Source organism: Pseudomonas sp. JH-2, from assembly GCF_036231725.1.
Classification (GTDB): domain Bacteria; phylum Pseudomonadota; class Gammaproteobacteria; order Pseudomonadales; family Pseudomonadaceae; genus Pseudomonas; species Pseudomonas delhiensis.
Window position 1 is genome coordinate 47,425 of record NZ_JAZAQP010000029.1, and the last position, 23,660, is coordinate 71,084.

The 23,660-nt window shown below is 66.4% G+C and carries 24 protein-coding genes and 1 other RNA gene; 18 read left to right on the plus strand and 7 right to left on the minus strand.

Going from position 1 to position 23,660, the window contains the following annotated elements:
* Positions 1-88: 88 nt before the first annotated feature.
* Positions 89-1,183, plus strand: a complete 1,095-nt coding sequence (gene zapE / locus VV867_RS19495; protein WP_275627577.1) for a cell division protein ZapE — start codon at positions 89-91, stop codon at positions 1,181-1,183.
* Positions 1,184-1,280: 97 nt separating this feature from the next.
* Here zapE and VV867_RS19500 read toward each other — a convergent pair whose 3' ends face one another.
* Together VV867_RS19500 and VV867_RS19505 are read right to left on the minus strand one after the other, a co-directional pair.
* On the minus strand, positions 1,281-2,240 hold the full coding sequence (locus VV867_RS19500; RefSeq protein WP_275627576.1) for a hypothetical protein: 960 nt from the start codon (positions 2,238-2,240) through the stop codon (positions 1,281-1,283).
* Positions 2,241-2,330: 90 nt separating this feature from the next.
* Positions 2,331-3,230 carry a GlxA family transcriptional regulator gene (locus tag VV867_RS19505; RefSeq protein ID WP_275630528.1) on the minus strand — a complete coding sequence of 300 codons (900 nt, stop codon included), beginning with the start codon at positions 3,228-3,230 and terminating at the stop codon, positions 2,331-2,333.
* 250 nt (positions 3,231-3,480) lie between these two features.
* On the opposite strand from VV867_RS19505, the gene VV867_RS19510 reads away from it, so the two are divergent.
* The gene (locus VV867_RS19510) at positions 3,481-4,617 is read left to right on the plus strand and encodes an acyl-CoA dehydrogenase family protein (protein ID WP_275627575.1); all 1,137 of its coding nucleotides are present in this window, start codon (positions 3,481-3,483) and stop codon (positions 4,615-4,617) included.
* Positions 4,618-4,726: 109 nt separating this feature from the next.
* Here VV867_RS19510 and VV867_RS19515 read toward each other — a convergent pair whose 3' ends face one another.
* Positions 4,727-5,764: an NADP(H)-dependent aldo-keto reductase gene (locus tag VV867_RS19515; protein WP_328567310.1), complete on the minus strand. Its 1,038-nt coding sequence runs from the start codon at positions 5,762-5,764 to the stop codon at positions 4,727-4,729.
* Between the two features lie 244 nt (positions 5,765-6,008).
* Between VV867_RS19515 and rplM the strand changes: the two genes are divergently transcribed.
* The 7 genes from rplM to VV867_RS19550 all read left to right on the plus strand — a co-directional run bounded on the left by rplM (position 6,009) and on the right by VV867_RS19550 (position 10,818).
* Positions 6,009-6,437: a 50S ribosomal protein L13 gene (gene rplM / locus VV867_RS19520; protein ID WP_109932058.1), complete on the plus strand. Its 429-nt coding sequence runs from the start codon at positions 6,009-6,011 to the stop codon at positions 6,435-6,437.
* Between the two features lie 14 nt (positions 6,438-6,451).
* Positions 6,452-6,844, plus strand: a complete 393-nt coding sequence (rpsI, locus tag VV867_RS19525) for a 30S ribosomal protein S9 (protein ID WP_009617885.1) — start codon at positions 6,452-6,454, stop codon at positions 6,842-6,844.
* Between the two features lie 261 nt (positions 6,845-7,105).
* Positions 7,106-7,696 (plus strand): ubiquinol-cytochrome c reductase iron-sulfur subunit, encoded by a 591-nt coding sequence (gene petA, locus VV867_RS19530; RefSeq protein WP_109932056.1) that lies wholly within the window; start codon positions 7,106-7,108, stop codon positions 7,694-7,696.
* Entirely contained in the window at positions 7,696-8,907 is a 1,212-nt protein-coding gene (locus tag VV867_RS19535) for a cytochrome b (RefSeq protein WP_109932054.1), read from the plus strand. Before petA ends, VV867_RS19535 begins: the two co-directional genes overlap by 1 nt.
* Positions 8,907-9,689: a cytochrome c1 gene (locus VV867_RS19540; protein ID WP_109932052.1), complete on the plus strand. Its 783-nt coding sequence runs from the start codon at positions 8,907-8,909 to the stop codon at positions 9,687-9,689. The genes VV867_RS19535 and VV867_RS19540 overlap by 1 nt, the downstream gene beginning before the upstream one ends.
* A gap of 92 nt (positions 9,690-9,781) precedes the next feature.
* Positions 9,782-10,399 (plus strand): glutathione S-transferase N-terminal domain-containing protein, encoded by a 618-nt coding sequence (locus VV867_RS19545; RefSeq protein ID WP_109932050.1) that lies wholly within the window; start codon positions 9,782-9,784, stop codon positions 10,397-10,399.
* An 11-nt stretch (positions 10,400-10,410) separates the two neighbouring features.
* Positions 10,411-10,818 (plus strand): ClpXP protease specificity-enhancing factor, encoded by a 408-nt coding sequence (locus VV867_RS19550; RefSeq protein WP_089390705.1) that lies wholly within the window; start codon positions 10,411-10,413, stop codon positions 10,816-10,818.
* A gap of 385 nt (positions 10,819-11,203) precedes the next feature.
* Here the strand turns inward: VV867_RS19550 and VV867_RS19555 are convergent, their stop codons facing one another.
* From VV867_RS19555 to VV867_RS19570, 4 genes are read right to left on the minus strand one after another with little or no spacing between them, the layout of a single operon-like run.
* Positions 11,204-11,785 carry a BON domain-containing protein gene (locus tag VV867_RS19555; RefSeq protein ID WP_109932048.1) on the minus strand — a complete coding sequence of 194 codons (582 nt, stop codon included), beginning with the start codon at positions 11,783-11,785 and terminating at the stop codon, positions 11,204-11,206.
* Positions 11,782-12,375 (minus strand): phosphoheptose isomerase, encoded by a 594-nt coding sequence (locus VV867_RS19560; protein ID WP_009617899.1) that lies wholly within the window; start codon positions 12,373-12,375, stop codon positions 11,782-11,784. The genes VV867_RS19555 and VV867_RS19560 overlap by 4 nt, the downstream gene beginning before the upstream one ends.
* Before the next feature lie 28 nt (positions 12,376-12,403).
* Positions 12,404-12,781, minus strand: coding sequence for a YraN family protein (locus VV867_RS19565; RefSeq protein WP_371921101.1), 378 nt, complete (start codon positions 12,779-12,781; stop codon positions 12,404-12,406).
* Positions 12,781-14,595 carry a penicillin-binding protein activator gene (locus VV867_RS19570; RefSeq protein ID WP_328567319.1) on the minus strand — a complete coding sequence of 605 codons (1,815 nt, stop codon included), beginning with the start codon at positions 14,593-14,595 and terminating at the stop codon, positions 12,781-12,783. Before VV867_RS19570 ends, VV867_RS19565 begins: the two co-directional genes overlap by 1 nt.
* Positions 14,596-14,722: 127 nt before the next feature.
* On the opposite strand from VV867_RS19570, the gene rsmI reads away from it, so the two are divergent.
* The 9 genes from rsmI (at position 14,723) to mraY (ending at position 23,656) form a co-directional block, all read left to right on the plus strand.
* On the plus strand, positions 14,723-15,565 hold the full coding sequence (rsmI, locus tag VV867_RS19575; protein WP_328567311.1) for a 16S rRNA (cytidine(1402)-2'-O)-methyltransferase: 843 nt from the start codon (positions 14,723-14,725) through the stop codon (positions 15,563-15,565).
* An 88-nt stretch (positions 15,566-15,653) separates the two neighbouring features.
* Positions 15,654-16,005: RNase P RNA component class A (gene rnpB, locus VV867_RS19580), an RNA gene on the plus strand.
* Between the two features lie 308 nt (positions 16,006-16,313).
* Positions 16,314-16,769 (plus strand): division/cell wall cluster transcriptional repressor MraZ, encoded by a 456-nt coding sequence (mraZ, locus tag VV867_RS19585; RefSeq protein WP_089390647.1) that lies wholly within the window; start codon positions 16,314-16,316, stop codon positions 16,767-16,769.
* Positions 16,770-16,777: 8 nt separating this feature from the next.
* Positions 16,778-17,719, plus strand: a complete 942-nt coding sequence (gene rsmH, locus VV867_RS19590) for a 16S rRNA (cytosine(1402)-N(4))-methyltransferase RsmH (protein WP_328567312.1) — start codon at positions 16,778-16,780, stop codon at positions 17,717-17,719.
* Positions 17,716-18,009, plus strand: coding sequence for a cell division protein FtsL (gene ftsL / locus VV867_RS19595; RefSeq protein ID WP_009617905.1), 294 nt, complete (start codon positions 17,716-17,718; stop codon positions 18,007-18,009). Before rsmH ends, ftsL begins: the two co-directional genes overlap by 4 nt.
* A complete protein-coding gene (locus VV867_RS19600) occupies positions 18,006-19,751 on the plus strand; it encodes a peptidoglycan D,D-transpeptidase FtsI family protein (protein ID WP_109932042.1) in 1,746 nt (581 codons plus the stop codon). The genes ftsL and VV867_RS19600 overlap by 4 nt, the downstream gene beginning before the upstream one ends.
* Positions 19,751-21,217 (plus strand): UDP-N-acetylmuramoyl-L-alanyl-D-glutamate--2,6-diaminopimelate ligase, encoded by a 1,467-nt coding sequence (locus VV867_RS19605; RefSeq protein WP_328567313.1) that lies wholly within the window; start codon positions 19,751-19,753, stop codon positions 21,215-21,217. Before VV867_RS19600 ends, VV867_RS19605 begins: the two co-directional genes overlap by 1 nt.
* Positions 21,210-22,574 carry a UDP-N-acetylmuramoyl-tripeptide--D-alanyl-D-alanine ligase gene (locus tag VV867_RS19610; RefSeq protein ID WP_328567314.1) on the plus strand — a complete coding sequence of 455 codons (1,365 nt, stop codon included), beginning with the start codon at positions 21,210-21,212 and terminating at the stop codon, positions 22,572-22,574. Before VV867_RS19605 ends, VV867_RS19610 begins: the two co-directional genes overlap by 8 nt.
* A complete protein-coding gene (gene mraY, locus VV867_RS19615) occupies positions 22,574-23,656 on the plus strand; it encodes a phospho-N-acetylmuramoyl-pentapeptide-transferase (RefSeq protein WP_109932036.1) in 1,083 nt (360 codons plus the stop codon). Before VV867_RS19610 ends, mraY begins: the two co-directional genes overlap by 1 nt.
* Positions 23,657-23,660 lie beyond the last annotated feature (4 nt).

Sequence of the window (23,660 nt, forward strand, 5' to 3'; positions counted from 1 at the left end):
AACGGCCATCCTCGACGGATGGCCGATTGCCAAGAGGCGGGGCCGTCGCTAAAGTGTCGGCCCCGTTTTCGTTGCCTTGCTACCGATCATGACGCCTCTTCAGCGCTACCAGGAAGACCTCAAACGTCCCGATTTCTTCCACGATGCGGCCCAGGCCAATGCCGTGAAGCACCTGCAGCGTCTGTACGACGACCTGCTGGCGGCTGACCAGGCCAAGCCCGGGTTGTTCGGCAAACTGCTCGGCAAGAAGCCCAACGGGCCGGTCAAGGGCCTGTACTTCTGGGGCGGCGTGGGGCGCGGCAAGACCTACCTGGTGGACACCTTCTTCGACGCGCTGCCGTTCAAGCAGAAGATGCGCACGCACTTCCACCGCTTCATGAAGCGCGTGCACGAGGAAATGAAGACCCTCAAGGGCGAGAAGAACCCGCTGACCATCATCGGCAAGCGCTTCGCCGACGAGGCCCGGGTGATCTGCTTCGACGAATTCTTCGTCTCCGACATCACCGACGCCATGATTCTCGCGACCCTGCTGGAGGAACTGTTCAAGAACGGCGTCAGCCTGGTGGCGACCTCCAACATCGTGCCCGACGGCCTGTACCGGGACGGCCTGCAGCGCGCCCGCTTCCTGCCGGCCATCGCCCTGCTCAAGGAGCACACCGAGGTGGTCAACGTCGACAGCGGCGTGGACTACCGCCTGCGCGCCCTGGAGCAGGCCGAGCTGTACCACTGGCCGCTCACCGAGCAGGCCGAGCAGGCCATGGCCCGCGACTTCCGCAAGCTCACCCCGGAATGCGCCGCGGCCACCCGTGACGACGTACTGATGATCGAGAACCGCGAGATCCGCGCGCGCCTGACCTGCGACGACGTGGCCTGGTTCGAGTACCGCGAGCTGTGCGACGGCCCGCGCAGCCAGAACGACTACATCGAGCTGGCGAAGATCTTCCATGCGGTGCTGATCTCCAACGTCGAGCAGATGAACGTGGCCAAGGACGACATGGCCCGCCGCTTCATCAACCTGGTGGACGAGTTCTACGACCGCAACGTCAAGCTGATCATCTCCGCCGAGGTCGAGCTGAAGGACCTGTACACCGGCGGCCGCCTGGAGTTCGAGTTCCAGCGCACCTTGAGCCGCCTGCTGGAGATGCAGTCCCACGAGTTCCTCAGCCGGCCGCACCGGCCTTGATGGGGTAGTGGTGATGCGAAAAGGGCTGCCGGATGGCAGCCCTTTTTCGTTTCTGGCTCTTCGTAGGAGCGAGCAAGCTCGCTCCTACGAAAAGCATTCAGCGCTGCGCGGTCTGCGCCTCGGCCTTCTGCAGCAACTGCCTGGCGTGCGCCACTTCCAGGGCTTCCATGGCGTTGATCGGCTTGATCGCTACCGCTTTCTGCAGTTGTTCCAGGGCCTTCCGCTGCTCGTCATCGCCATACACGTAGCCCAGCGCGTTGGCATATTCGTAGTGCCCGATGGGCAGGTCGTCGCTGGCGCGGAAGGAGCGGGCGAAGTAGCTCTCCATCTTGTCCGCGCTGACGCCATAGGTCATGCGCCCGACCAGCTTGCCGACCTTGCGGATCACCCCGGCCTCGTAGCCGCCGTACAGTGCCAGGGCGAAGGGCTGATTGGGCTGTTTGGCGAGGATGGCGTCCAGTTCCCTGGGAATGTCGCTGGTGTAGCCGCGCTTGAGCACCACCGGCACCGGCAGTTCCTCCGCCAACCGGGCCTTGGCATAGGCGCGGCCGAACTGGGCGATGGGGTCGGCGTTGAGCAGCGGGCCGGCCTGGTCGGTGTAGCTGATCACTTCCTCCAGCAACTGCTGCTTGTCCGCCGCCGGGGCCAGGAACATGGCGTAGAGCACCTGGGCGAACATCGCCGGCACCTGGCCGCCGACGCCCAGGGCCAGGCCGTCCTGCTTGGCCTGGGCGAAGTCGCCGCGGAACACCTTGCGCCATACGTCCTGCAGCTTCTCGGCGTAGGCCTGGGCTTCCTCGGGCTTGCCGCTGAAGCCGCTGCCGGCGGCGACGGTCCTGGCCACCGCGTCCGGGTGGGCGGCGGCCATCTTCGTCACCCAGGCAGCGTCGGGGAAGGGGTAGCCGCCGAAGCCGCGGGTCAGCTGCGGCCAGGCGCTGCGCAGCTTGTCGCCTGAATAGTCGAAAGCGTTCTGGTCGTAGGGGAAGGGCTTCCAGTCCCCCGCGGCGAAGGCGGGCAGGCAGAAGCTGGCGAGCAGGACGAGCAATAGGCGGCGCATGGCGGTATCCCGTGTTCTTGTTCTGGAAGGGCAGCCCCGATCATAGGCGGCTGCCCCGGTGCACGGGACCTATCCTACGGCTGGCGTGTTTCAGGCCTCTTTCCGCCGGTACTGGTTGCGGTAGTGGTTGGGTGACAGCTTGGTGTGCTGGCGGAACAGCCGGGCGAAGAAGCTGGCGTCGTCGTAGCCCACCTCGTAGCTGATGGTCTTGATGCTCTTGCGCGAGGTCGACAGCAGGCTGCGCGCCGTCTCGATGCGCAGGCGCTGCAGGTAGTGCAGCGGCTTGTCGCCGGTGGCGGCCTGGAAGCGGCGCATGAAGTTGCGGATGCTCATGCCGTGCTCGCGGGCCACGTCCTCGAAGCGGAACTTGTCCGCGTAGTGCTCCTCCAGCCATTGCTGGACCTGCAGGATGGCCGGGTCGTGGTGCAGCTTCTGGCCGCCGAAGCCCAGGCGCCCGGGGGTATAGCTGCGCTGCACCTCGAAGAGGATGTCGCGGGAGACGCCCTGGGCCACGTTGGCGCCGCAGAAGCGCTCGATCAGGTACAGGTAGAGGTCGCGGGCGGAGGTCACGCCGCTGGCGGCGTAGAGATTGTCGGCGTCGGTGATGTGCTTCTCGCGGTTGAGCAGCACCTTGGGGTAGCGCGCGGCGAAGTCGTCGAAGAAGCGCCAGTAGGTGGTCGCCTCCTTGCCGTCCAGCAGGCCGGCCTCGGCCAGCCAGAACACCCCGGTGGCCTCGCTGCCGATGGCGCAGCCGGCGGCGTGGCGTTCGCGCAGCCAGGGCACCACCTGTGGATAACGCGCCAGCAACTGGTCGAAGTCGCCCCAGAAGGCCGGCAGTATCACCAGGTCGGATTCGTCGAGGGCGCCGTCAACCGCCAGCAGGTCGCCGCTGAACGCGCGCACCGGCTGGCCGTCGGGGCTGACGATGCGGCTGCGCAGCAGCGGCGTGAGGCCCAGGCCTTCCTGCCTGCCGAAGCGCAGGCTGGCCATGTGCAGAAAGTCCCGCGCCTGCATGAGGGTAGAGGCGAAGACACCGTCGGTCGCAAGAATGCTGACCCTTTTCAGGGAAGATACGGATTGTTCGGACATCGTTCTTATCATTGTTGTTGAGGGCCGCATTCGACGCTTAACCGGTCAAATGGCGGCTGGATCGTCTTATTTTTTGGCGCAAGTGTCCAGTAGGCGCCGCTCGGCGGGCTGCCCTACATTCGGCCCTCCAGCGAGGCGCCAGGAGGCGAGCATGATCCCCAGAACCCTGTTCAGTTCCGACCATGAGCTTTTCCGCGACAGCGTGCGCAAGTTCCTCGAGCAGGAAGCCGTGCCTTTCCACCACCAGTGGGAGAAGGACGGCCACATCGACCGCGCCCTGTGGAACAAGGCGGGGGAGGCGGGGATGCTCTGCTCGCACATCCCCGAGGCCTACGGCGGCATGGCCGCGGACTTCCTCTACAGCGCCGTGGTGATCGAGGAGATCGGCCGCTTCGGCCTGACCGGCATCGGCTTCTCCCTGCACTCGGACATAGTCGCGCCCTACATCCTGCATTACGGCAGCGAGGCGCAGAAACTGCACTACCTGCCGAAGCTGGTTTCCGGCGAGATGGTCGGCGCCATCGCCATGACCGAGCCGGGTGCCGGCTCCGACCTGCAGGGGGTGAAGACCACCGCGGTGCTGGATGGCGATGAATACGTCATCAACGGCTCCAAGACCTTCATCACCAACGGCTTCCTCGCCGACCTGGTGATAGTGGTCGCCAAGACCGACCCCAAGGCCGGCGCCAAGGGCACCAGCCTGTTCCTGGTCGAGGCCGGCACCCCGGGCTTCGAGAAGGGCAAGCGCCTGGAGAAGGTCGGCATGAAGGCCCAGGATACCTCCGAGCTGTTCTTCCAGGACGTGCGGGTGCCCAGGGAGGCCCTGCTCGGCCAGCCGGGGCAGGGCTTCGTCTACCTGATGCAGGAGCTGCCCCAGGAGCGCCTGACCGTGGCCCTGGGCGCCCTGGCCTCGGCCGAGGCGGCGCTGAAGTGGACACTCGACTACACCCGCGACCGCAAGGCCTTCGGCAAGGCCGTGGCGGACTTCCAGAACACCCGCTTCAAGCTGGCCGAGATGGCCACCGAGATCCAGGTCGGGCGCACCTTCGTCGACCGCTGCCTGGAGCTGCACCTGGAAGGCAAGCTCGACGTACCCACCGCGGCCATGGCCAAGTACTGGACCACCGACCTGCAGTGCAAGGTACTCGACGAGTGCGTGCAACTGCACGGCGGCTACGGCTACATGTGGGAATACCCGGTGGCCCGCGCCTGGGCAGACGCGCGGGTGCAGCGCATCTACGCGGGGACCAACGAGATCATGAAGGAAATTATCGCCCGGTCGTTGTAAGCGGCTGCGGGCCTTTCGTAGGAGCGAGCTTGCTCGCGAACCTTCCTTGCACCGGGCCAGTCCGGCAGAGTGCGGTTCGCGAGCAAGCTCGCTCCTACAGGGGCTGCTCTCAGGGCGCCGGGTTGGGCTGGTCCTTGTGGATCGCCTCGATGCCGGCCAGTACCTCTTCCGAGAGCTGCAGGTGGAGGCTGCCCAGGTTGCTTTCCAGCTGCTCCAGCGAGGTCGCGCCAATGATGTTGCTGGTCACGAACGGCTGGCGGGTGACGAAGGCCAGGGCCATTTGCGCCGGGTCCAGGCCGTGCTCGCGGGCCAGGGCCACGTAGCGAGCGCAGGCGCGCTCGCTCTGCGGGTTGGTGTAGCGGGTGAAGCGGCTGAACAGGGTGATGCGGGCGTTGGCCGGGCGCGCGCCGTTGTCGTACTTGCCCGAGAGCATGCCGAAGGCCAGCGGCGAGTAGGCCAGCAGGCCGCAGCGCTCGCGGATGGCGATTTCCGCCAGGCCCACCTCGAAGCTGCGGTTGAGCAGGTTGTAGGGGTTCTGGATCGACACCGCCCTTGGCCAGCCGCGCTGCTCGGCCAGCTGCAGGAAGCGCATGGTGCCCCAGGGCGTCTCGTTGGACAGGCCGACGTGGCGGATCTTGCCGGCGCGCACCTGCTCGTCGAGCACGTCCAGGGTTTCCTCCAGCGGGGTGAAGTCCTGGGCCTTGTGCTGGTAGCCGAGCTGGCCGAAGAAGTTGGTGCTGCGCTCGGGCCAGTGCAGCTGGTACAGGTCGATCCAGTCGGTCTGCAGGCGCTTCAGGCTGGCGTCCAGCGCGGCCACGATGTTCTTGCGGTCATGCCTGAGCTGGCCGTCGCGGATGTGGCTGATGCCGTTGCCGGGGCCGGCCACCTTGCTGGCCAGGATCCAGTCGGCGCGGTCGCCGCGCTGGCGGAACCAGTTGCCGATGATCTGCTCGGTGCGCGAGTAGGTTTCGGCGCGCGGCGGCACCGGGTACATCTCGGCGGTGTCGATGAAGTTGACGCCGGCGGCCTTGGCCAGGTCGATCTGGGCGAAGGCCTGGGCTTCGCTGTTCTGCTCCCCCCAGGTCATGGTGCCGAGGCACAGGGCGCTGACTTGCAGTCCGGTGCGGCCGAGCGGGCGGTACTCCATGCGCTTCTCCTAGTGAAATCGAGTGTCGACGAGGTTGTAAATTCTGCCGGAATCTGCATAATTCGCCAGCCTTTCATCGGTGGGGGATGCCTAGCCTGCCGATTGATACATCTAGTCGTTACGGACGCACACTGACCCGAGCCCCAAATCGTGTCTGTTTCTGGCTGTCCTTGACTTGTCAAGGCAACCACTGTCCAGTAAGATTCGCCGTCTTATTTTCAGGCGGCCCCTGAGGCTATAACGAATGAAAACTTTCACCGCGAAACCAGAAACTGTTAAGCGCGACTGGTTCGTCGTCGACGCTGCTGGCCTGACCCTGGGTCGCCTGGCTACCGAAATCGCTACCCGCCTGCGCGGCAAGCACAAGCCGGAATACACCCCGCACGTTGACACCGGCGACTACATCGTCGTCATCAACGCCGAGCAGGTTCGTGTCACTGGCGCGAAAACCACCGACAAGATGTACTACCACCACTCGGGCTTCCCGGGCGGTATCAAGTCGATCAACTTCGAGAAGCTGATTGCCAAGGCTCCCGAGCGCGTCATCGAGATCGCGGTCAAAGGCATGCTGCCGAAGAACCCGCTGGGTCGCGACATGTACCGCAAGCTGAAAGTGTACAAGGGTGCCAGCCACCCGCACACCGCTCAGCAGCCTCAAGAACTGAAGATTTAACGGGATAGCTCATCATGTCGGCGACTCAAAATTACGGCACTGGCCGTCGTAAGACCGCTACCGCACGCGTCTTCCTGCGTCCGGGTACCGGCAATATTTCCATCAACAACCGCAGCCTGGACGTGTTCTTCGGCCGCGAAACCGCTCGCATGGTCGTACGTCAGCCGCTCGAGCTGACCGAGAACACCGAGAAGTTCGACATCTACGTCACCGTCGTCGGTGGTGGTGTCAGCGGCCAGGCCGGTGCGATCCGCCACGGTATCACCCGCGCCCTGATCGAATACGACGAAACCCTGCGCAGCGCCCTGCGCAAAGCCGGCTACGTCACCCGCGACGCCCGTGAGGTTGAGCGTAAGAAAGTCGGTCTGCGTAAAGCGCGTAAGCGTCCGCAGTACTCCAAGCGTTAATACGGCGCTTCGAAAAAAACGCCCAGCTCCAACAGGACTGGGCGTTTTTTTATGCCTAGGATTAAGGTGGCCGGCAATTTATGCGGCAAGGTGTCGCACGCCTGAGAGCCGCGTGGCACAAGGGCTCCAGCTTCCTGTTCAAGGGTAATTACCTTGTCAGGTACAGGGCTTTTCTTTACCATTTGGCGAATTTTTCTGCGGCACAACTTTTACTCTAAGGCCCGAGAAGATAACGGGCTAAAGCTGATGGGAGACGACTGAATGAGTAATGACGGCGTGAATGCAGGCCGGCGTCGCTTCCTCGTCGCGGCCACTTCGGTGGTCGGCGCCGCGGGAGCTGTCGGTGCTGCGGTCCCGTTCGTGGGGTCATGGTTCCCTAGTGCCAAGGCCAAGGCGGCCGGCGCGCCGGTGAAGGTGAACGTCGGCAAGATCGAGCCAGGGCAGCAGGTCATCGCTGAATGGCGCGGCAAGCCGGTGTTCCTGGTTCACCGAACCAAGGAAATGCTCGACGCCCTGCCGACCCTCGAGGGTCAGCTGGCCGACCCGGAATCCAAGGCCTCCGACCAGCCGACCTACGTCGATCCCAAGCTGCGCTCCATCAAGCCGGAACTCGCCGTTATCGTTGGTATCTGTACCCACCTGGGCTGCTCGCCGACCTTCCGCCCGGAAGTCGCTCCCGCCGACCTCGGTCCGGACTGGAAGGGTGGCTACTTCTGCCCCTGCCACGGCTCCCACTACGATCTGGCCGGTCGCGTCTACAAGGGCCAGCCCGCGCCCCTGAACCTGCCGATTCCGCCCTATAGCCTCGATGGTGACGTGCTGACCATCGGTGTGGACCAGGAGAAAGCCTGATGAACAAGTTCATGGCTTGGGTCGATGCCCGCTTCCCCGCGACCAAGATGTGGGAAGACCATCTGAGCAAGTATTACGCCCCGAAGAACTTCAACTTCTGGTACTTCTTCGGCTCCCTGGCGCTGCTGGTGCTGGTCAACCAGATCCTCACCGGCGTCTGGCTGACCATGAGCTTCACGCCGTCGTCGGAAGAAGCCTTCGCCTCCGTGGAATACATCATGCGTGATGTGGACTACGGCTGGATCATCCGCTACATGCACTCCACCGGTGCATCGGCGTTCTTCATCGTGGTCTACCTCCACATGTTCCGCGGCCTGCTCTACGGCTCCTACCAGAAGCCGCGCGAGCTGGTGTGGCTGTTCGGCATGCTGATCTACCTTGCCCTGATGGCCGAGGCCTTCATGGGCTACCTGCTGCCCTGGGGCCAGATGTCCTACTGGGGCGCCCAGGTGATCATCTCGCTGTTCGGCGCCATCCCGGTGGTGGGCGAGGCGCTGGCGCAGTGGATCCGCGGTGACTTCCTGATCTCCGGCATCACCCTGAACCGCTTCTTCGCCCTGCACGTGATCGCCTTGCCGATCGTCCTGCTCGGCCTGGTCGTGCTGCACATCCTGGCGCTGCACGAAGTCGGCTCGAACAACCCCGACGGCGTGGACATCAAGAAGAAGAAGGACGAGAACGGCATCCCGCTGGACGGCATCCCGTTCCACCCGTACTACACCGTCAAGGACATCCTCGGCGTGGTGGTCTTCCTGTTCGTGTTCTGCACCGTGATCTTCTTCTTCCCGGAAATGGGCGGGTTCTTCCTCGAGAAGCCCAACTTCGAGATGGCGAACCAGTTCAAGACCCCCGAGCACATCGCCCCGGTGTGGTACTTCACCCCGTTCTACGCGATCCTGCGCGCCGTTCCGGACAAGCTGATGGGCGTCATCGCCATGGGCGCCGCCATCGCCGTGCTGTTCGTGCTGCCGTGGCTCGACCGTAGCCCGGTACGCTCGATCCGCTACAAGGGTTGGCTGAGCAAGATCTGGCTGGTGATCTTCGCGGTGTCCTTCGTGATCCTCGGCTACTACGGCTCCCAGGCCCCGTCGCCGCTGGGCACCACGCTGTCGCGTCTGTGCACCATCCTGTATTTCGCGTTCTTCATCCTGATGCCGTTCTACACCCGGATGGAGAAAACCAAACCGGTTCCGGAAAGGGTGACTGGCTGATGAAAAAGCAATTCGCAGCATTGATTCTGGCCCTGGTGCCCCTCTTCGGCTTCGCCGCCGAAGGCCACGGACCGGCCCTCGATCACGTCGACATCGACCTGACCGACAAAGCGGCCATGCAGGATGGCGCGCGTACCTTCGCCAACTACTGCATGGGTTGCCACAGCGCCAAGTTCCAGCGTTACGAGCGCGTTTCCCGTGACCTCGGGATTCCCGAGGAGCTGATGCTGAGCCACCTGGTGTTCACCGGGGCGAAGATCGGCGACCACATGGACATCGGCATGAAGCCGGCCGACGCCAAGGTCTGGTTCGGCGCCGCGCCGCCGGACCTGACCCTGGTGGCCCGCGTGCGTGGCACCGACTGGCTGTACACCTACCTGCGCTCCTTCTACGAGGACCCCAAGCGTCCGTGGGGGGTGAACAACAAGGTGTTCCCGAACGTCGGCATGCCCAACGTGCTGGGTAGCGTGCAAGGTCGCCAGGTTATCGGTTGCAAGCAGATCCAGGTCGTGGAAAATGGCAAGAAGCAGTTCGATCCGCTGACCGGTACGCCGCTGACCCACGAGGCCTGCGACCAGCTCACCGTGGTGCCGAAGACCGGCCAGCTGACCGAAGCACAGTTCGACGAGAAGGTGAAGAACCTGGTGACCTTCCTGGCTTACTCGGCTGACCCGAACAAGCTGGATTCCCACCGCATCGGCACCTACGTCCTGCTGTACCTGGCCTTCTTCTTCGTGTTCGCCTACCTGCTCAAGCGCGAATACTGGAAGGACGTGCACTAAGCACAGCCAGCTCCAAGCGTTGAAGCGCGCGCGCCCCTCGGGGCGCGCGCGTCTTTTTACCTCCCTGAAATGCTGTTGCGAGGAGGCCCGGCATGGCCGCAGTCAATAAACTCACCTGTTACTCCGACCCTGCCGATCACTACTGCCACCGCGTGCGTCTGGTCCTGGCGGAAAAGAACGTCCAGGCCGACATCGTCGAGGTCCAGGCCGGGCGCTGCCCGCCGAAGCTGGCCGAGGTGAACCCCTACGCCAGCGTGCCGACCCTGGTCGACCGCGACCTCGTGCTCTACGAGTCGACGGTGATCATGGAATACCTGGAAGAGCGCTACCCGCACCCGCCGCTGATGCCGGTGTACCCGGTGGCGCGCGCCAACACCCGCCTGCTGGTGCACCGCATCCAGCGCGACTGGTGCGCCCTGGTCGACCGCATCCTCGACGATCGTCAGAAGGATGGCGATCGCGCCTTGGCGCGCAAGGAGTTGCGTGAGAGTCTAACGGGTGTGTCGCCGCTGTTCGCCGAGAAGCCTTTCTTCCTCAGCGAGGAGTTGAGCCTGGTCGACTGCTGCCTGCTGCCGATCCTCTGGCGCCTGCCCCGACTCGGCATCGAGCTGCCGCGGCAGGCCAAGCCGTTGCTCGATTACATGGAGCGGCAGTTCGCCCGTGACAGCTTCCAGGCTAGTCTGTCCTCCATCGAACGTGATATGCGCTAAGGAAACCGATGATGAATTCCAGTCGACCCTACCTCGTACGAGCCCTCTATGAGTGGATCGTCGACAACGGCTGTACACCGCATATCCTGGTGAACGCCGAGTACCCGGGGGTCAAGGTGCCGCCGGGCTATGCCAGTGACGGCCAGATCGTCCTCAACGTGTCGCCCACGGCGGTGCGCCACCTGCTGATGGACAACGAGGCGGTGAGCTTCGAGGGGCGCTTCGGCGGCGTGGCGCAGAGCCTGTACATCCCGTCCCAGGCGGTGATGGCGGTCTATGCGCGGGAGAACGGCCAGGGCATGGTCTTCGACCTGGAGCCGCCGGTGCCGGCGGACGACGAGGAGCTGCAGGACGACGGCGGCCCCAGCGACGAGCCGCCAAAGCCCAGCGGGCGACCCAGCCTGAAGGTGGTCAAGTAAGAAAAAAGGCGATCCGAGGATCGCCTTTTTCATGCCTGCGCGGTTGTGATGGTTCGTCGGCGGGCAGGTGGGCCCGTAGGAGCCTGCTTTGCAGAGCGCGCCGAGGTGGGTATCGCTTCGCCCAACCCATCCTGTGGTGGCATTTCTCCGGAACCGTAGGGCGAATAACGCCTACGGCGTTATCCGCCGAATCGCGGACAGAGCCTGTTCCGGAAGCACGGGCGTAGGAGCGGACTCCGTCCGCGATTGGATTCACCGGCCACGCCGGGCGTCCCGGTGCAATTGGCCAACGGCGGATAACCGCGAACGGTTATGCGCCCTGCAGCGGTCGCGGCGCCAAGAAAAAGCCCCGCTTGGCGGGGCTTTTTCAACCGGCTGAACTCGCTCAGTCGATGTATTCGAACAACCGCACGATCTTCTGCACGCCATTGACGTTCTGCACCACCTGGGTGGCCAGGTCGCCTTCGCGGCGGGTCACCAGGCCCAGCATGTAGACGATGCCGTTCTCGGTGACGACCTTGATGCGCGAGGACGGCACGTTGGCGTCGGCCAGCATCTGCGTCTTGATCTTGGTGGTCAGCCAGGTGTCGTTGTTGCGCGCCAGCAGCGAGGAGGGCTGGATGACCTGCAGCTCGTTGTGCACGGTCTTGACCTTCTGCACGTTGCGCGCGGCCTGCTCGGCCTTGTTCTTCAGGTCGGCGCGCGGCGTCTGGCCGGCCAGCAGGACCACGCCGTTGTAGCTGATGACGACGACGTGCGAGTTGCGGTCCAGGTCCGGATCGGCCTTGGCGACGTTGACCGCGACCTTGGTCTCGATCAGCGAGTCGTCGATGGTGCTGCCGATGGTGCGGGTGCCGCGGTTGTCGTCGATGGGCTCCTCGCGGGTGGCGCTGAGGAAGCTGCTGCAGCCGCCCATGACCAGGGTCAGGGCAAGGAGGCCGGCGAGGGTCAGCGGACTACGACTCATTCTTCACTCCCGAACAGTTGACGATCGATGAGGTCGCACAGGCAGTGGATCACCAGCAGGTGCACTTCCTGGATGCGTGCGGTCACCTTGGCCGGCACGCGGATCTCGACATCCTCCGGCAGCAGCAGCGAGGCCATGCCGCCGCCGTCGCGGCCGGTCAGGGCCACCACCACCATCTCGCGGTCGTGGGCGGCCTGGATGGCCTGGATGACGTTGGCCGAGTTGCCGCTGGTGGAAATAGCCAGCAGCACGTCGCCGGGCTGGCCGAGGGCGCGGATCTGCTTGGAGAACACCTCGTTGTAGCTGTAGTCGTTGGCGATCGAGGTGATGGTCGAGCTGTCGGTGGTCAGGGCCACGGCGGGCAGGCTCGGGCGCTCGCGCTCGAAGCGGTTGAGCAGTTCCGAGGAGAAATGCTGGGCGTCGCCCGCCGAGCCGCCGTTGCCGCAACTGAGGATCTTGCCTTCGTTGAGCAGGGCATTGACCATCACCATGCTGGCCTGTTCGATATGCGGAATCAGCACTTCCGTGGCCTGCTGCTTGGTCTCGATGCTGGCATGGAAGAGCTGGCGGATACGGGATTGCATGTCCATCAGGTGTGACCTTTCGTCGAGCGTCTGATCAGGTGTCAAAGGCGTTGGTGATCCAGTTCAGTTGAGCGGGTGGGGTTCCCGCGGAGGGTTGCACCGCCACTACGTCGAACCGGCAGGGGTGCCGGGACCAGCGGGCTTCCTGTTGCAGAAAATGTTCGGCGGCGGCGACCAGCCGCTGGCGCTTGTGCGCGTCCACGCTTTCCAGGGCGCCACCCCAGGCCTGGTGCCGGCGGCAGCGAACTTCGACGAATACTACTGTATCGCCGTCCAGCATGACCAGATCGAGCTCGCCGCGGCGGCACCGCCAGTTCTGCGCCAGCAGGCGCAGGCCCTGGCCTTGCAGGTGCTCGCGGGCGAGCTGCTCGGCGCGGCGCCCGAGTTCGGCGGAGCCGCCGCGCCCGCCGATCAAAGGCCGCCGTTCTCCAGTGCCTGCGCCTGGCCATTGCGGAACTCCGCCCAGGGCAGCTGGCGCTGGATGCGCTGGTTGGGCGCCAGGCTCAGGTTGCCGGTGAAGCCGTCGAGCTGCATGCCCGGCAGGGCCTTCAGCTCCGGCAGGCGCGGGGCCAGGCGGTAGGCGTCGGCGCCCATGGCGTAGAGGCGGCCTAGGCTGGTGGCGGCCTGCGGCCACTGGGCCACGACCTGCTGGCGCAGCGGGTTGCCGGTCTGCAGCAGCCAGGGCGTCTCGCAGAAGCGGATGCCGTTGAGGTCCTGGTCCTGCGCCGGGTTGCTCTGGCCGGTGTAGAGGTTGGAGGTGGCGTAGACCGGCAGGTCGCCGGCGTACTGGAAGGCCAGGGTCGGCTTGATCTGGCGCGCCTGCTGCGGGGTCGAGGCGAGGAAGATGAAGTCGATGTCCTGGCGGCGCGAGGGCTGGGTGTCGACGTTGCTGTCGAGCACGCCCTGCAGGCGCTTGGCGCGGCCTTCGCTCTGGCGCAGCTGGAGCAGGTCGGCGATCTGCTGGGCCAGCTCCACCGGCTGGTCGACGTGCTCGGCGGCGATCAGGGTGCCGCCGCGGGCCTGCCAGTCACGGCTGAAGGCCGCCAGCACGCGGTCGCCCCAGTCGCCGCGCGGCACCAGCGCCACGGCGCGGCGCATGCCGTCGTCCCAGGCCTTGCGGGCCACTTCGCGGGCCTCGTCCTCGGCCGACAGGCCGAACTGGAACAACTGGGCCGGGCCGGTCTGGGCGCTGTCGGTGTAGTTCAGGGCCAGGGTGGTGATGGGCAGTTGCGGACGATCGCCGAGCTGCTTGACCAGCGGCTTCTCCAGCGGGCCGACCACCAGTTGCACGCCGTCGGCCTGGGCCTGGCGGTAGAAGTCGTCCAGCGAGCGCACCTGGCTGCTGTCGTAGAGCTGGATGGCCGGCTGCTGGCTGCCGCCCTGCTGGGCCTGGTAGTAGGCGGCCATGAAGCCGTCCTGCAGGGCGCGGGCGACGCCGGCCAACTGGCCCTGCTGGGGCAGCAGCAGGCCGATCTTGTTCAGCGGCTGGGCGGCCAGCGACTTGAGCTTCTCCAGTGCGTCCGGCAGTTGCTTGGCCGCCGGGTGCTGCGGGTTCTGCTGGCGCCAGGTGTCGATGTTGGCCTGCTGCTCCTGCAGGGTCGAGGCGCTCTTCACCACGCGGGCCAGCTCCAGCCAGCCGTTCAGGTCGCCTTCGTTGGCCACCGGTTGCAACTGCTCCACCGGCAGGCTGGAGACCAGGCCCCAGATGGCCTCGTGGTTGGCCTTGCTGGCCTCGGCGTTGAGCAGCGGGTCGACGAACACGCGCTCGCGGGCGGCGGCCAGGGTCTGGCCATCGGCGGCCAGGGCTTGGGCCTTGACCAGGCCGCTGCGCGCCTGCTGTTCCACCGGCAGCTCGCCCAGGTGGGCGAAGCTGGGGTGGTCGAAGGCCTTGAGGGCGGCCTTGGGCTTGTTGCGGGCCAGGGAAATCTGCGCGTCCAGGGTGCTGGCGAAGATCTGCTGCGCCGGCTTGAGGCTATCCATCGGCAGCTGCTCGAGGATCTGCGCGGCGCGGGCGATGTCCTTCTGCTGGTAGGCCAGGTCCGCGGCCGACAGCTTGAGCAGCACGGCTTCCTCGGGCTTGGCGGTGGCGGCCTGCTGCAGCAGTTGCTCGATGCTGGCGTTCGGGGTGCGCGGCAACTCGCCGAGGTTGGAAGAGGGCGAGCTGGCGCAGGCGGCCAGCAGGGTGGCCAGGCACAGGGCGGAAAGCGGACGCAGTCGAGCGATCATCATCGGGCTTCTCGTGGCGCATTCAAAGAGTCGGCAATTGTACCCAAGGCGGCTGGCCGAGGCGATGGCGGGCGCCTGAAACGGGATACAATGGGGAATTTTCCGGTTCGGGATTAAGGAGTGCTGCGTGTCCCTCGGTACCTTGTATGTGGTGGCTACGCCCATCGGCAATCTCGACGACATCAGCGCCCGTGCCCAGCGCACCCTGCGCGAGGTGGCCCTGATCGCCGCCGAGGACACCCGCCACTCGATCCGCCTGCTGCAGCACTTCGGCATCGAGACGCCGCTGGCCGCCTGCCACGAGCACAACGAGCGCGAGCAGGGCGGGCGCTTCATCACCCGCCTGCTGGCGGGGGACGACGTGGCGCTGGTCTCCGATGCCGGCACGCCGCTGATTTCCGATCCCGGCTACCACCTGGTGCGCCAGGCGCGCGCCGCGGGCATCCGGGTGGTCCCGGTGCCGGGGGCCTGCGCACTGATCGCCGGGCTGTCGGCGGCGGGCCTGCCGTCGGACCGCTTCGTCTTCGAAGGGTTCCTGCCGGCCAAGACCGCCGGGCGCAGGGCGCGCCTGGAAGCGCTGCGCGAGGAGCCGCGCACGCTGATCTTCTACGAGGCGCCGCACCGCCTGCTGGAGTGCATCCAGGACATGGCCGAGGTGTTCGGCGAGGCGCGCCAGGCGGTGCTGGCCCGCGAGCTGACCAAGACCTTCGAGACCCTCAAGGGCCTGCCCCTGGGCGAGTTGCGCGAGTGGGTGGCGGCGGACGCCAACCAGCAGCGCGGCGAGTGCGTGCTGCTGCTGGCCGGCTGGGAAGCGCCGCGGGAGGAGGGCATCGACGCCGAAGCGCTGCGGGTGCTCGACCTGCTGCTGGCGGAGCTGCCGGTCAAGCGCGCGGCGGCGCTGGCGGCGGAGATCACCGGAGTGCGCAAGAACCTGCTGTACCAGGCGGCGCTGGAGCGCAAGGCGGACTGAAGCACCTGCCGGCGAATCCGGGACCTTCGTCCCTGGCTGGCGGATTGCCCTTGCGGCAGGCAGCCGCTGCCGCTAACCTTGGCGCCGGAGAGTCGATTGGACAGTCGCTGCCATGTGGTTTCCACATGGGGGAGGAAAGTCCGGGCTCCATAGGGCAGAGTGCCAGGTAACGCCTGGGAGGCGCGAGCCTACGGAAAGTGCCACAGAAAATAACCGCCTAAGCGCTACAGCGCCGGTAAGGGTGAAAAGGTGCGGTAAGAGCGCACCGCACGGCTGGCAACAGTGCGTGGCTAGGTAAACCCCACTCGGAGCAAGACCAAATAGGAATCCGTTGCGTGGCCCGCGCTGGATTCGGGTAGGTCGCTTGAGGCGTTCAGTGATGGACGTCCCAGAGGAATGGCTGTCCTCGACAGAACCCGGCTTACAGATCGACTCTCTCCTCTTTTCCCACTTCTTCCCACAACGACCATTTGTCGCGCGATGGAAGAAGCATAAATCTTAAGAAGTTGCTTTAAGTAGAAAAGCCCAGTGTTTTGAAAACACTGGGCTTTTTGCCTTTCCAGGTAGCGTCAAAAACGCTACGAAACCTCTTAAAAGCACGCTAAATCTCCGTCCTATAAGGATTTTTCCCTCCGGCCTCGCCTTGACGGTGGGGAGTGCGCATTTCTATAGTGTGCGCAAGTGGTATGAAGTGGGTAAAAGTGGGATCAACTGGCAAGGAAAGCCAACCACCGGGGGAAACGCTGACGTGTTTCGCGGAGCCAATGCCATCAGTCTCGACGCCAAAGGGCGCCTCGCGATGCCGAGTCGGTATCGTGACGAGCTCGTTTCGCGTTGCAATGGCCAGCTCATCGTCACCATCGATGCCGTCGACCCCTGCCTGACCGTCTACCCCTTGCCCGAATGGGAACTCATCGAAGCCAAGCTCCGCGAGCTGCCCTCGCTGCGTGAAGAGACGCGGCGCCTGCAGCGTTTGCTGATCGGCAACGCGGTGGACCTGGAGCTGGACGGCAACGGGCGTTTCCTGGTGCCGCCGCGGCTGCGCGAGTACGCCGGGCTGGACAAGCGGGCGATGCTCGTCGGCCAGTTGAACAAGTTCCAGCTGTGGGACGAAGACAAGTGGAATGCGGTGGCCGAGGCCGACCTCGCCGCCATCAAGGAACCCGGTGGACTGCCGGATGAACTACGCGACCTGATTTTGTGAGCCTGCCTGTGAACGCCACCTACCAACACATCACCGTTCTGCTCGAGGAGGCCGTCGACGCGCTGGCCCCGAGGGCGGGTGGCTGTTATGTGGACGGTACCTTCGGCAGGGGAGGGCACAGCCGGGCCTTGCTTGGCAGGCTGGACCCGGGCGGACAGTTGCTCGGGTTCGACAAGGACCCCCAGGCGATAGCCACGGGTCAAGCACTGGCGGCCGAAGACGGCCGCTTCGTCGTTGTACAAAGGTCGTTCGCCGAGATGGGCGAAGAGCTGGCCGCGCGCGGCCTGACCGGCCGCGTCGACGGCGTGTTGCTGGACCTGGGCGTGTCCTCGCCGCAGCTGGACGACCCCGAGCGCGGCTTCAGCTTCCTCAACGACGGCCCGCTGGACATGCGCATGGACCCGAGCCGCGGCGTCAGCGCCGCCGAGTGGATCGCCAGCGCCGCCGAGGACGAGATCGCCCGGGTGTTCAAGGAGTACGGCGAGGAACGCTTCGCCAAGCGCATGGCCCGCGCCATCGTGCAGCGCCGGGCGGAGAAACCCTTCGAGCGCACCGCCGACCTCGCGGCCGTGATCACCGAGGCCAACCCGGCCTGGGAAAAGGGCAAGAACCCGGCTACCCGGGCCTTCCAGGGCCTGCGTATCCACGTCAACAACGAACTGGGCGACCTCGAGCGCGGCCTGGACGCCGCCCTGGAGGCGCTGGCGGTGGGTGGCCGGCTGGTGGTGATCAGCTTCCACTCCCTGGAAGACCGCATCGTCAAGCAGTTCATGCGCAAGCACGCCAAGGGCGAGGCGGACAACCTGCCGCGCGACCTGCCGATCCGCGCCAAGGCCTTCGACCCGCGCCTGAAGCTGCTGGGCAAGCCGCAATACGCTTCCGACGCCGAGCTCAAGGCCAACCCGCGCTCGCGCAGCGCGGTGATGCGCGTGGCGGAGAAGCTGCGATGAGCCGCCTGTTCGCCAAGCGCCTGCCCACCGGCAGCTTCATCATGCTGCTGCTGTTCATCGGCGTGCTGCTGTCGGCGATTTCCGTGGCCTACAGCGCCTACTGGAACCGCCAGCTGCTGAACACCCTGTACACCGAGCTGAGCGTGCGCGACAAGGCGCAGGCCGAGTACGGCCGGCTGGTCCTGGAGCAGAGCACCTGGACCGCCTACAACCGCATCGAGACCCTGGCCACCGGCCAGTTGAAGATGCGCGTGCCGGACCCGGCGGAAATCATCATGGTGGCGCCATGAAGAACCTCAATGGCGCGCTCTACCCCTGGCGTTTCCGCGTCGCCGTCGGGCTGCTGCTGGCGATGGTGGCCGCCATCGTCTGGCGCATCGTCGACCTGCACGTGATCGACCACGACTTCCTCCAGGAGCAGGGCGACGCGCGCAGCGTGCGGCACATCTCCATTCCGGCCCACCGCGGGCAGATCACCGACCGCAACGGCGAGCCGCTGGCGGTGAGCACCCCGGTCGCCACCCTCTGGGCCAACCCCAAGGAGCTGGTGCTGGAGCGCGACAAGTGGCCGATCCTGGCCCACGCCCTGGGGGTCAACCGCGACGCGCTGAGCGCGCGCCTGGAGCAGATGGCCGACAAGGAATTCATCTACCTGGTCCGCGGGCTCACGCCCGAGCAGGGCGAAGCGGTGATGGCCGAGGTCAAGGCCAACAGGATTCCCGGCGTCTACTCCATCGAGGAGTTTCGTCGTTTCTACCCGGCCGGCGACGTGACCGCCCAGGTGGTTGGCTTCACCGACGTGGACGACCGCGGCCGCGAAGGCGTCGAGCTGTCCTACGACAGCTGGCTGGCCGGCGTGCCGGGCAAGCGCCAGGTGCTCAAGGACCGCCGCGGCCACCTGATCCGCGACCTGCAGGTCACGCGCAACGCCAAGGCCGGCAAGACCCTGGCGCTGTCCATCGACCTGCGCCTGCAGTACCTGGCCAACCGCGAGCTGCGCAACGCCATCGTCGAGAACGGCGCCAAGGCCGGCAGCCTGGTGATCCTCGACGTGAAGACCGGCGAGGTCCTGGCCATGGCCAACCAGCCGACCTACAACCCGAACAACCGCCGCGACATGCAGCCGGAGATGATGCGCAACCGCGCCATGATCGACGTCTTCGAGCCGGGCTCGACCATGAAGCCGTTCTCCATGAGCGCGGCGCTGGAGACCGGGCGCTGGAAGCCCAGCGACACAGTCGAGGTCTACCCGGGCACGCTGCAGATCGGCCGCTACACCATCCGCGACGTGTCGCGCACCGAAGGCCCGGTGCTGGACCTCACCGGCATCCTCATCCGCTCCAGCAACGTGGGCATGAGCAAGGTCGCCTTCGACATCGGCGGCGAGGCCATCTACCAACTGATGCAGAAGGTCGGCCTGGGCCAGGACACCGGCCTGGGCTTCCCCGGCGAGCGCGTCGGCAACCTGCCCAACTACCGCGAGTGGCGCAAGGCCGAGACCGCCACCCTGTCCTACGGCTACGGCCTGTCGGTCACCGCCATCCAGTTGGCCCACGCCTACGCGGCCCTGGCCAACAACGGCCAGACGGTGCCGCTGACCATGGTCCGCGCCGACCGCCAGCCGACCGCCAGCCAGGTGATCCCGGAGCCGGTCGCCAAGACCATGCAGGGCATGCTGCAGCAGGTGGTCGAGGCGCCGAACGGCGTCTATCGCGCCCAGGTCCCCGGCTATCATGTGGCCGGCAAGTCCGGTACCGCGCGCAAGACCCAGACCGGCGCCAAGGGCTACGCCGAGAATTCCTACCGCTCGCTGTTCGCCGGCTTCGGGCCGATGAGCAACCCGCGTTTCGTGGTCGTCGTGGTAATCGACGAGCCCAGCAAGGCCGGTTACTTCGGCGGCCTGGTCTCGGCTCCGGTGTTCAGCAAGGTGATGTCCGGCACGCTGCGATTGATGAACATTCCGCCAGACAACCTGCAGACGACCCCGCAGCAGCAAGCCGATGCTGCGCCCATGAAAGGAGGGCGTGGCTGATGCCGATGAGCCTTAACCAACTGCTGCCGCAGGCTGAAACCGGCGTGCTGATCCGCGAGCTGACCCTGGACAGCCGCGCGGTCAAGCCGGGCGACCTGTTCCTGGCCATTCCCGGTGCCCTGCACGACGGCCGCGCGCACATCGCCGACGCCGTCGCCCGTGGCGCCGCCGCCATCGCCTACGAGGCCGCGGGGGCGTCCGTCGCGCCCAGCGGCGATACGCCGCTGGTCGCCATCAAGGGCCTGGCCGCCCAGCTCTCGGCCATCGCCGGGCGCTTCTACGGCGAGCCCAGCCGTGGCATCGAGCTGATCGGCGTCACCGGCACCAACGGCAAGACCAGCGTCAGCCAGCTGCTGGCCCAGGCCCTGGACCTGCTCGGCCAGCGCTGCGGCATCGTCGGCACCCTCGGCAGCGGTTTCCACGGCGCCCTGGAAAGCGGCAAGCACACCACGCCCGACGCCCTGGCGCTACAGGCCACCCTGGCGCGGCTGAAGCAGGACGGCGCGCGCGCCGTGGCCATGGAGGTGTCCTCCCATGGCCTGGAGCAGGGCCGCGTGGCCGCCCTCGAATTCGACGTCGCGGTGTTCACCAACCTGTCCCGCGACCACCTGGACTACCACGGCACCATGGAAGCCTATGGCGCCGCCAAGGCCAGGCTGTTCGCCTGGCCGGGCCTGAAGTGCCGGGTGATCAACCTGGACGACGCCTTCGGCCGCCAACTGGCCGGCGAGGCGCACCCCTCGCGCCTGATGGGCTACAGCCTGGAAGACGCCAGCGCCTTCCTCTATTGCCGCGAGGCGCGCTTCAGCGACGCTGGCGTCGAAGCCCACCTGGTCTCGCCCAAGGGCGAGGGCGTGCTGCGCAGCTCGCTGCTCGGCCGCTTCAACCTGAGCAACCTGCTGGCGGTGGTCGGCGCGCTGCTCGGCCTGGACTACCCGCTGGGCGACATCCTCAAGGTGCTGCCGCGACTGCAGGGGCCGGTGGGCCGCGTGCAGCGCCTGGGTGGCGGCGACAAGCCGCTGGTGGTGGTCGACTACGCACACACCCCGGACGCCCTGGAAAAAGTCCTGCTGGCCCTGCGCCCGCATGCCCACGGCAAGCTGCTGTGCCTGTTCGGCTGCGGCGGCGACCGCGACCGCGGCAAGCGCCCGATCATGGCCCAGGTGGCCGAGCAACACGCCGACGCCGTGCTGGTGACCGACGACAACCCGCGCAGCGAAGACAGCGCGCGGATCATCGACGACATCCGTGCCGGCTTCGCCAGGCCCGAGGCGGTGCGCTTCGTGCCGGGCCGCGGCCAGGCCATCGCCCAGCTGATCGCCGGCGCCGGCGCCGCCGATGTGGTGCTGCTGGCCGGCAAGGGCCACGAGGATTACCAGGAGATCGCCGGCGTCCGCCAGCCGTTCTCCGATCTGCAAGAAGCCGCCAAGGCGCTGGCTGCCTGGGAGGTGAAGAAAGATGCTTAAGCCGCTGCTGCTCAGTGAAGTCGCCGCCGCCCTGGAAGGCCGCGTGCTGGGCGCCGACGTCGCCTTCGACGCGGTGAGCACCGACAGCCGCGCCATCGAGGCCGGCCAGCTGTTCGTCGCCCTCAGCGGGCCGCGCTTCGACGGCCACGACTACCTCGCCGAGGTCGCCGCCAAGGGCGCCGTCGCCGCCCTGGTGCAGCGCGAGGTGGCGGATGCGCCGTTGCCGCAGCTGCTGGTGGCCGACACCCGCGAGGCCCTCGGCCGCCTCGGCGCGCTGAACCGCGCCGCCTTCACCGGCCAGGTGGCGGCGGTGACCGGCTCCAGCGGCAAGACCACGGTCAAGGAGATGCTCGCCAGCATCCTGCGGACCCAGGGCGAGGTCCTGGCCACCCGCGGCAACCTGAACAACGACCTGGGCGCGCCCCTGACCCTGCTGCAGATCGGCCCGCAGCACGCCAGCGCGGTGATCGAGCTGGGTGCCTCGCGGGTCGGCGAGATCGCCTACACCGTCGGCCTGACCCGCCCGCAGGTGGCCATCATCACCAACGCCGGCACCGCCCACGTCGGCGAGTTCGGCGGCCAGGACAAGATCGTCCTGGCCAAGGGCGAGATCCTCGAAGGCCTGGATGCGGCCGGCAGCGCCGTGCTCAACCTCGACGACCGCGCCTTCGACACCTGGAAGGCCCGCGCCGCCGGCCGCCGGGTACTGAGTTTCGCGCTGAACAATGGCAACGCCGACTTCCGCGCCCGCGACCTGCAGCGCGATGCCCGCGGCTGCGTCGGCTTCACCCTGCTGGGGCTGGCCGGCGAGGCGCGCATCCAGCTCAACCTGCTGGGCGAACACAACGTCGCCAACGCCCTGGCCGCCGCGGCCGCGGCCCACGCCCTGGGCGTGCCGCTGGTCGGGATCGCCCGGGGTCTTGCGCAACTGCAGCCGGTCAAGGGCCGCGCGGTTGCCCAGCTGGCGACGAACGGCATGCGGGTGATCGACGACAGCTACAACGCCAACCCGGCGTCAATCTGCGCGGCCGTTGATATACTCGCCGGCTTTTCCGGCCGGACCGTCCTGGTCCTCGGGGACATGGGCGAACTGGGCGCCTGGGCCGAGGCTGCGCACCGCGAGGTGGGCGCCTACGCCGCGGGCAAGGTCGGTGCGCTCTATGCCGTGGGGCCGCTGATGCGCAACGCCGTCGAGGCGTTCGGCGCGGCGGGCCGGCACTTCGCCGACCAGGCCAGCCTGATCCAGGCCCTGGCCGGCGAACCCTCTACCACCACCATTCTGATCAAGGGCTCGCGCAGCGCGGCGATGGACAAGGTCGTCGCGGCGCTGTGCGCCTCCCCCGAGGAGAAACATTGATGCTGCTGCTGCTCGCCGAGTACCTGCAACAGTTCTACAAGGGCTTCGGCGTCTTCCAGTACCTGACCCTGCGCGGCATCCTCAGCGTGCTGACCGCGCTCGCCCTGTCGCTGTGGCTGGGCCCCTGGATGATCCGCACCCTGCAGATCCGCCAGATCGGCCAGGCCGTGCGCAACGACGGGCCGCAGTCGCACCTGTCGAAGAAGGGCACCCCGACCATGGGCGGCGCCCTGATCCTCACCGCCATCGCCATCAGCACCCTGCTCTGGGCCGACTGGTCGAACCGCTACGTCTGGGTGGTGCTGGCCGTGACCCTGCTGTTCGGCGCCATCGGCTGGGTCGACGACTACCGCAAGGTGATCGAGAAGAACTCCCGCGGCCTGCCGAGCCGCTGGAAGTATTTCTGGCAGTCGGTGTTCGGCCTGGGCGCCGCGGTCTTCCTCTACCTGACCGCCGAGACCCCGGTGGAAACCACCCTGATCCTGCCGCTGCTGAAGAACATCGAGATTCCCCTGGGCATCTTCTTCGTGGTGCTGACCTACTTCGTCATCGTCGGCTCCAGCAACGCGGTGAACCTGACCGACGGCCTGGACGGCCTGGCGATCATGCCGACGGTGATGGTCGGCGGCGCCCTGGGCATCTTCTGCTACCTGTCGGGCAACGTGAAGTTCGCCGAATACCTGCTGATCCCCAGCGTGCCCGGGGCCGGCGAGCTGATCATCTTCTGCTCCGCCATCGTCGGCGCGGGCCTGGGCTTCCTCTGGTTCAACACCTACCCGGCGCAGGTCTTCATGGGCGACGTCGGCGCGCTGGCCCTGGGCGCCGCGCTGGGCACCATCGCGGTCATCGTCCGCCAGGAGATAGTGCTGTTCATCATGGGCGGGGTGTTCGTCATGGAAACCCTGTCGGTGGTCATCCAGGTCGCCAGCTTCAAGCTGACCGGGAAACGGGTGTTCCGCATGGCGCCCATCCACCACCACTTCGAACTCAAGGGCTGGCCGGAGCCGCGCGTGATCGTGCGTTTCTGGATCATCACGGTGATTCTCGTGCTGATCGGCCTGGCCACGTTGAAACTGCGTTGAGGGC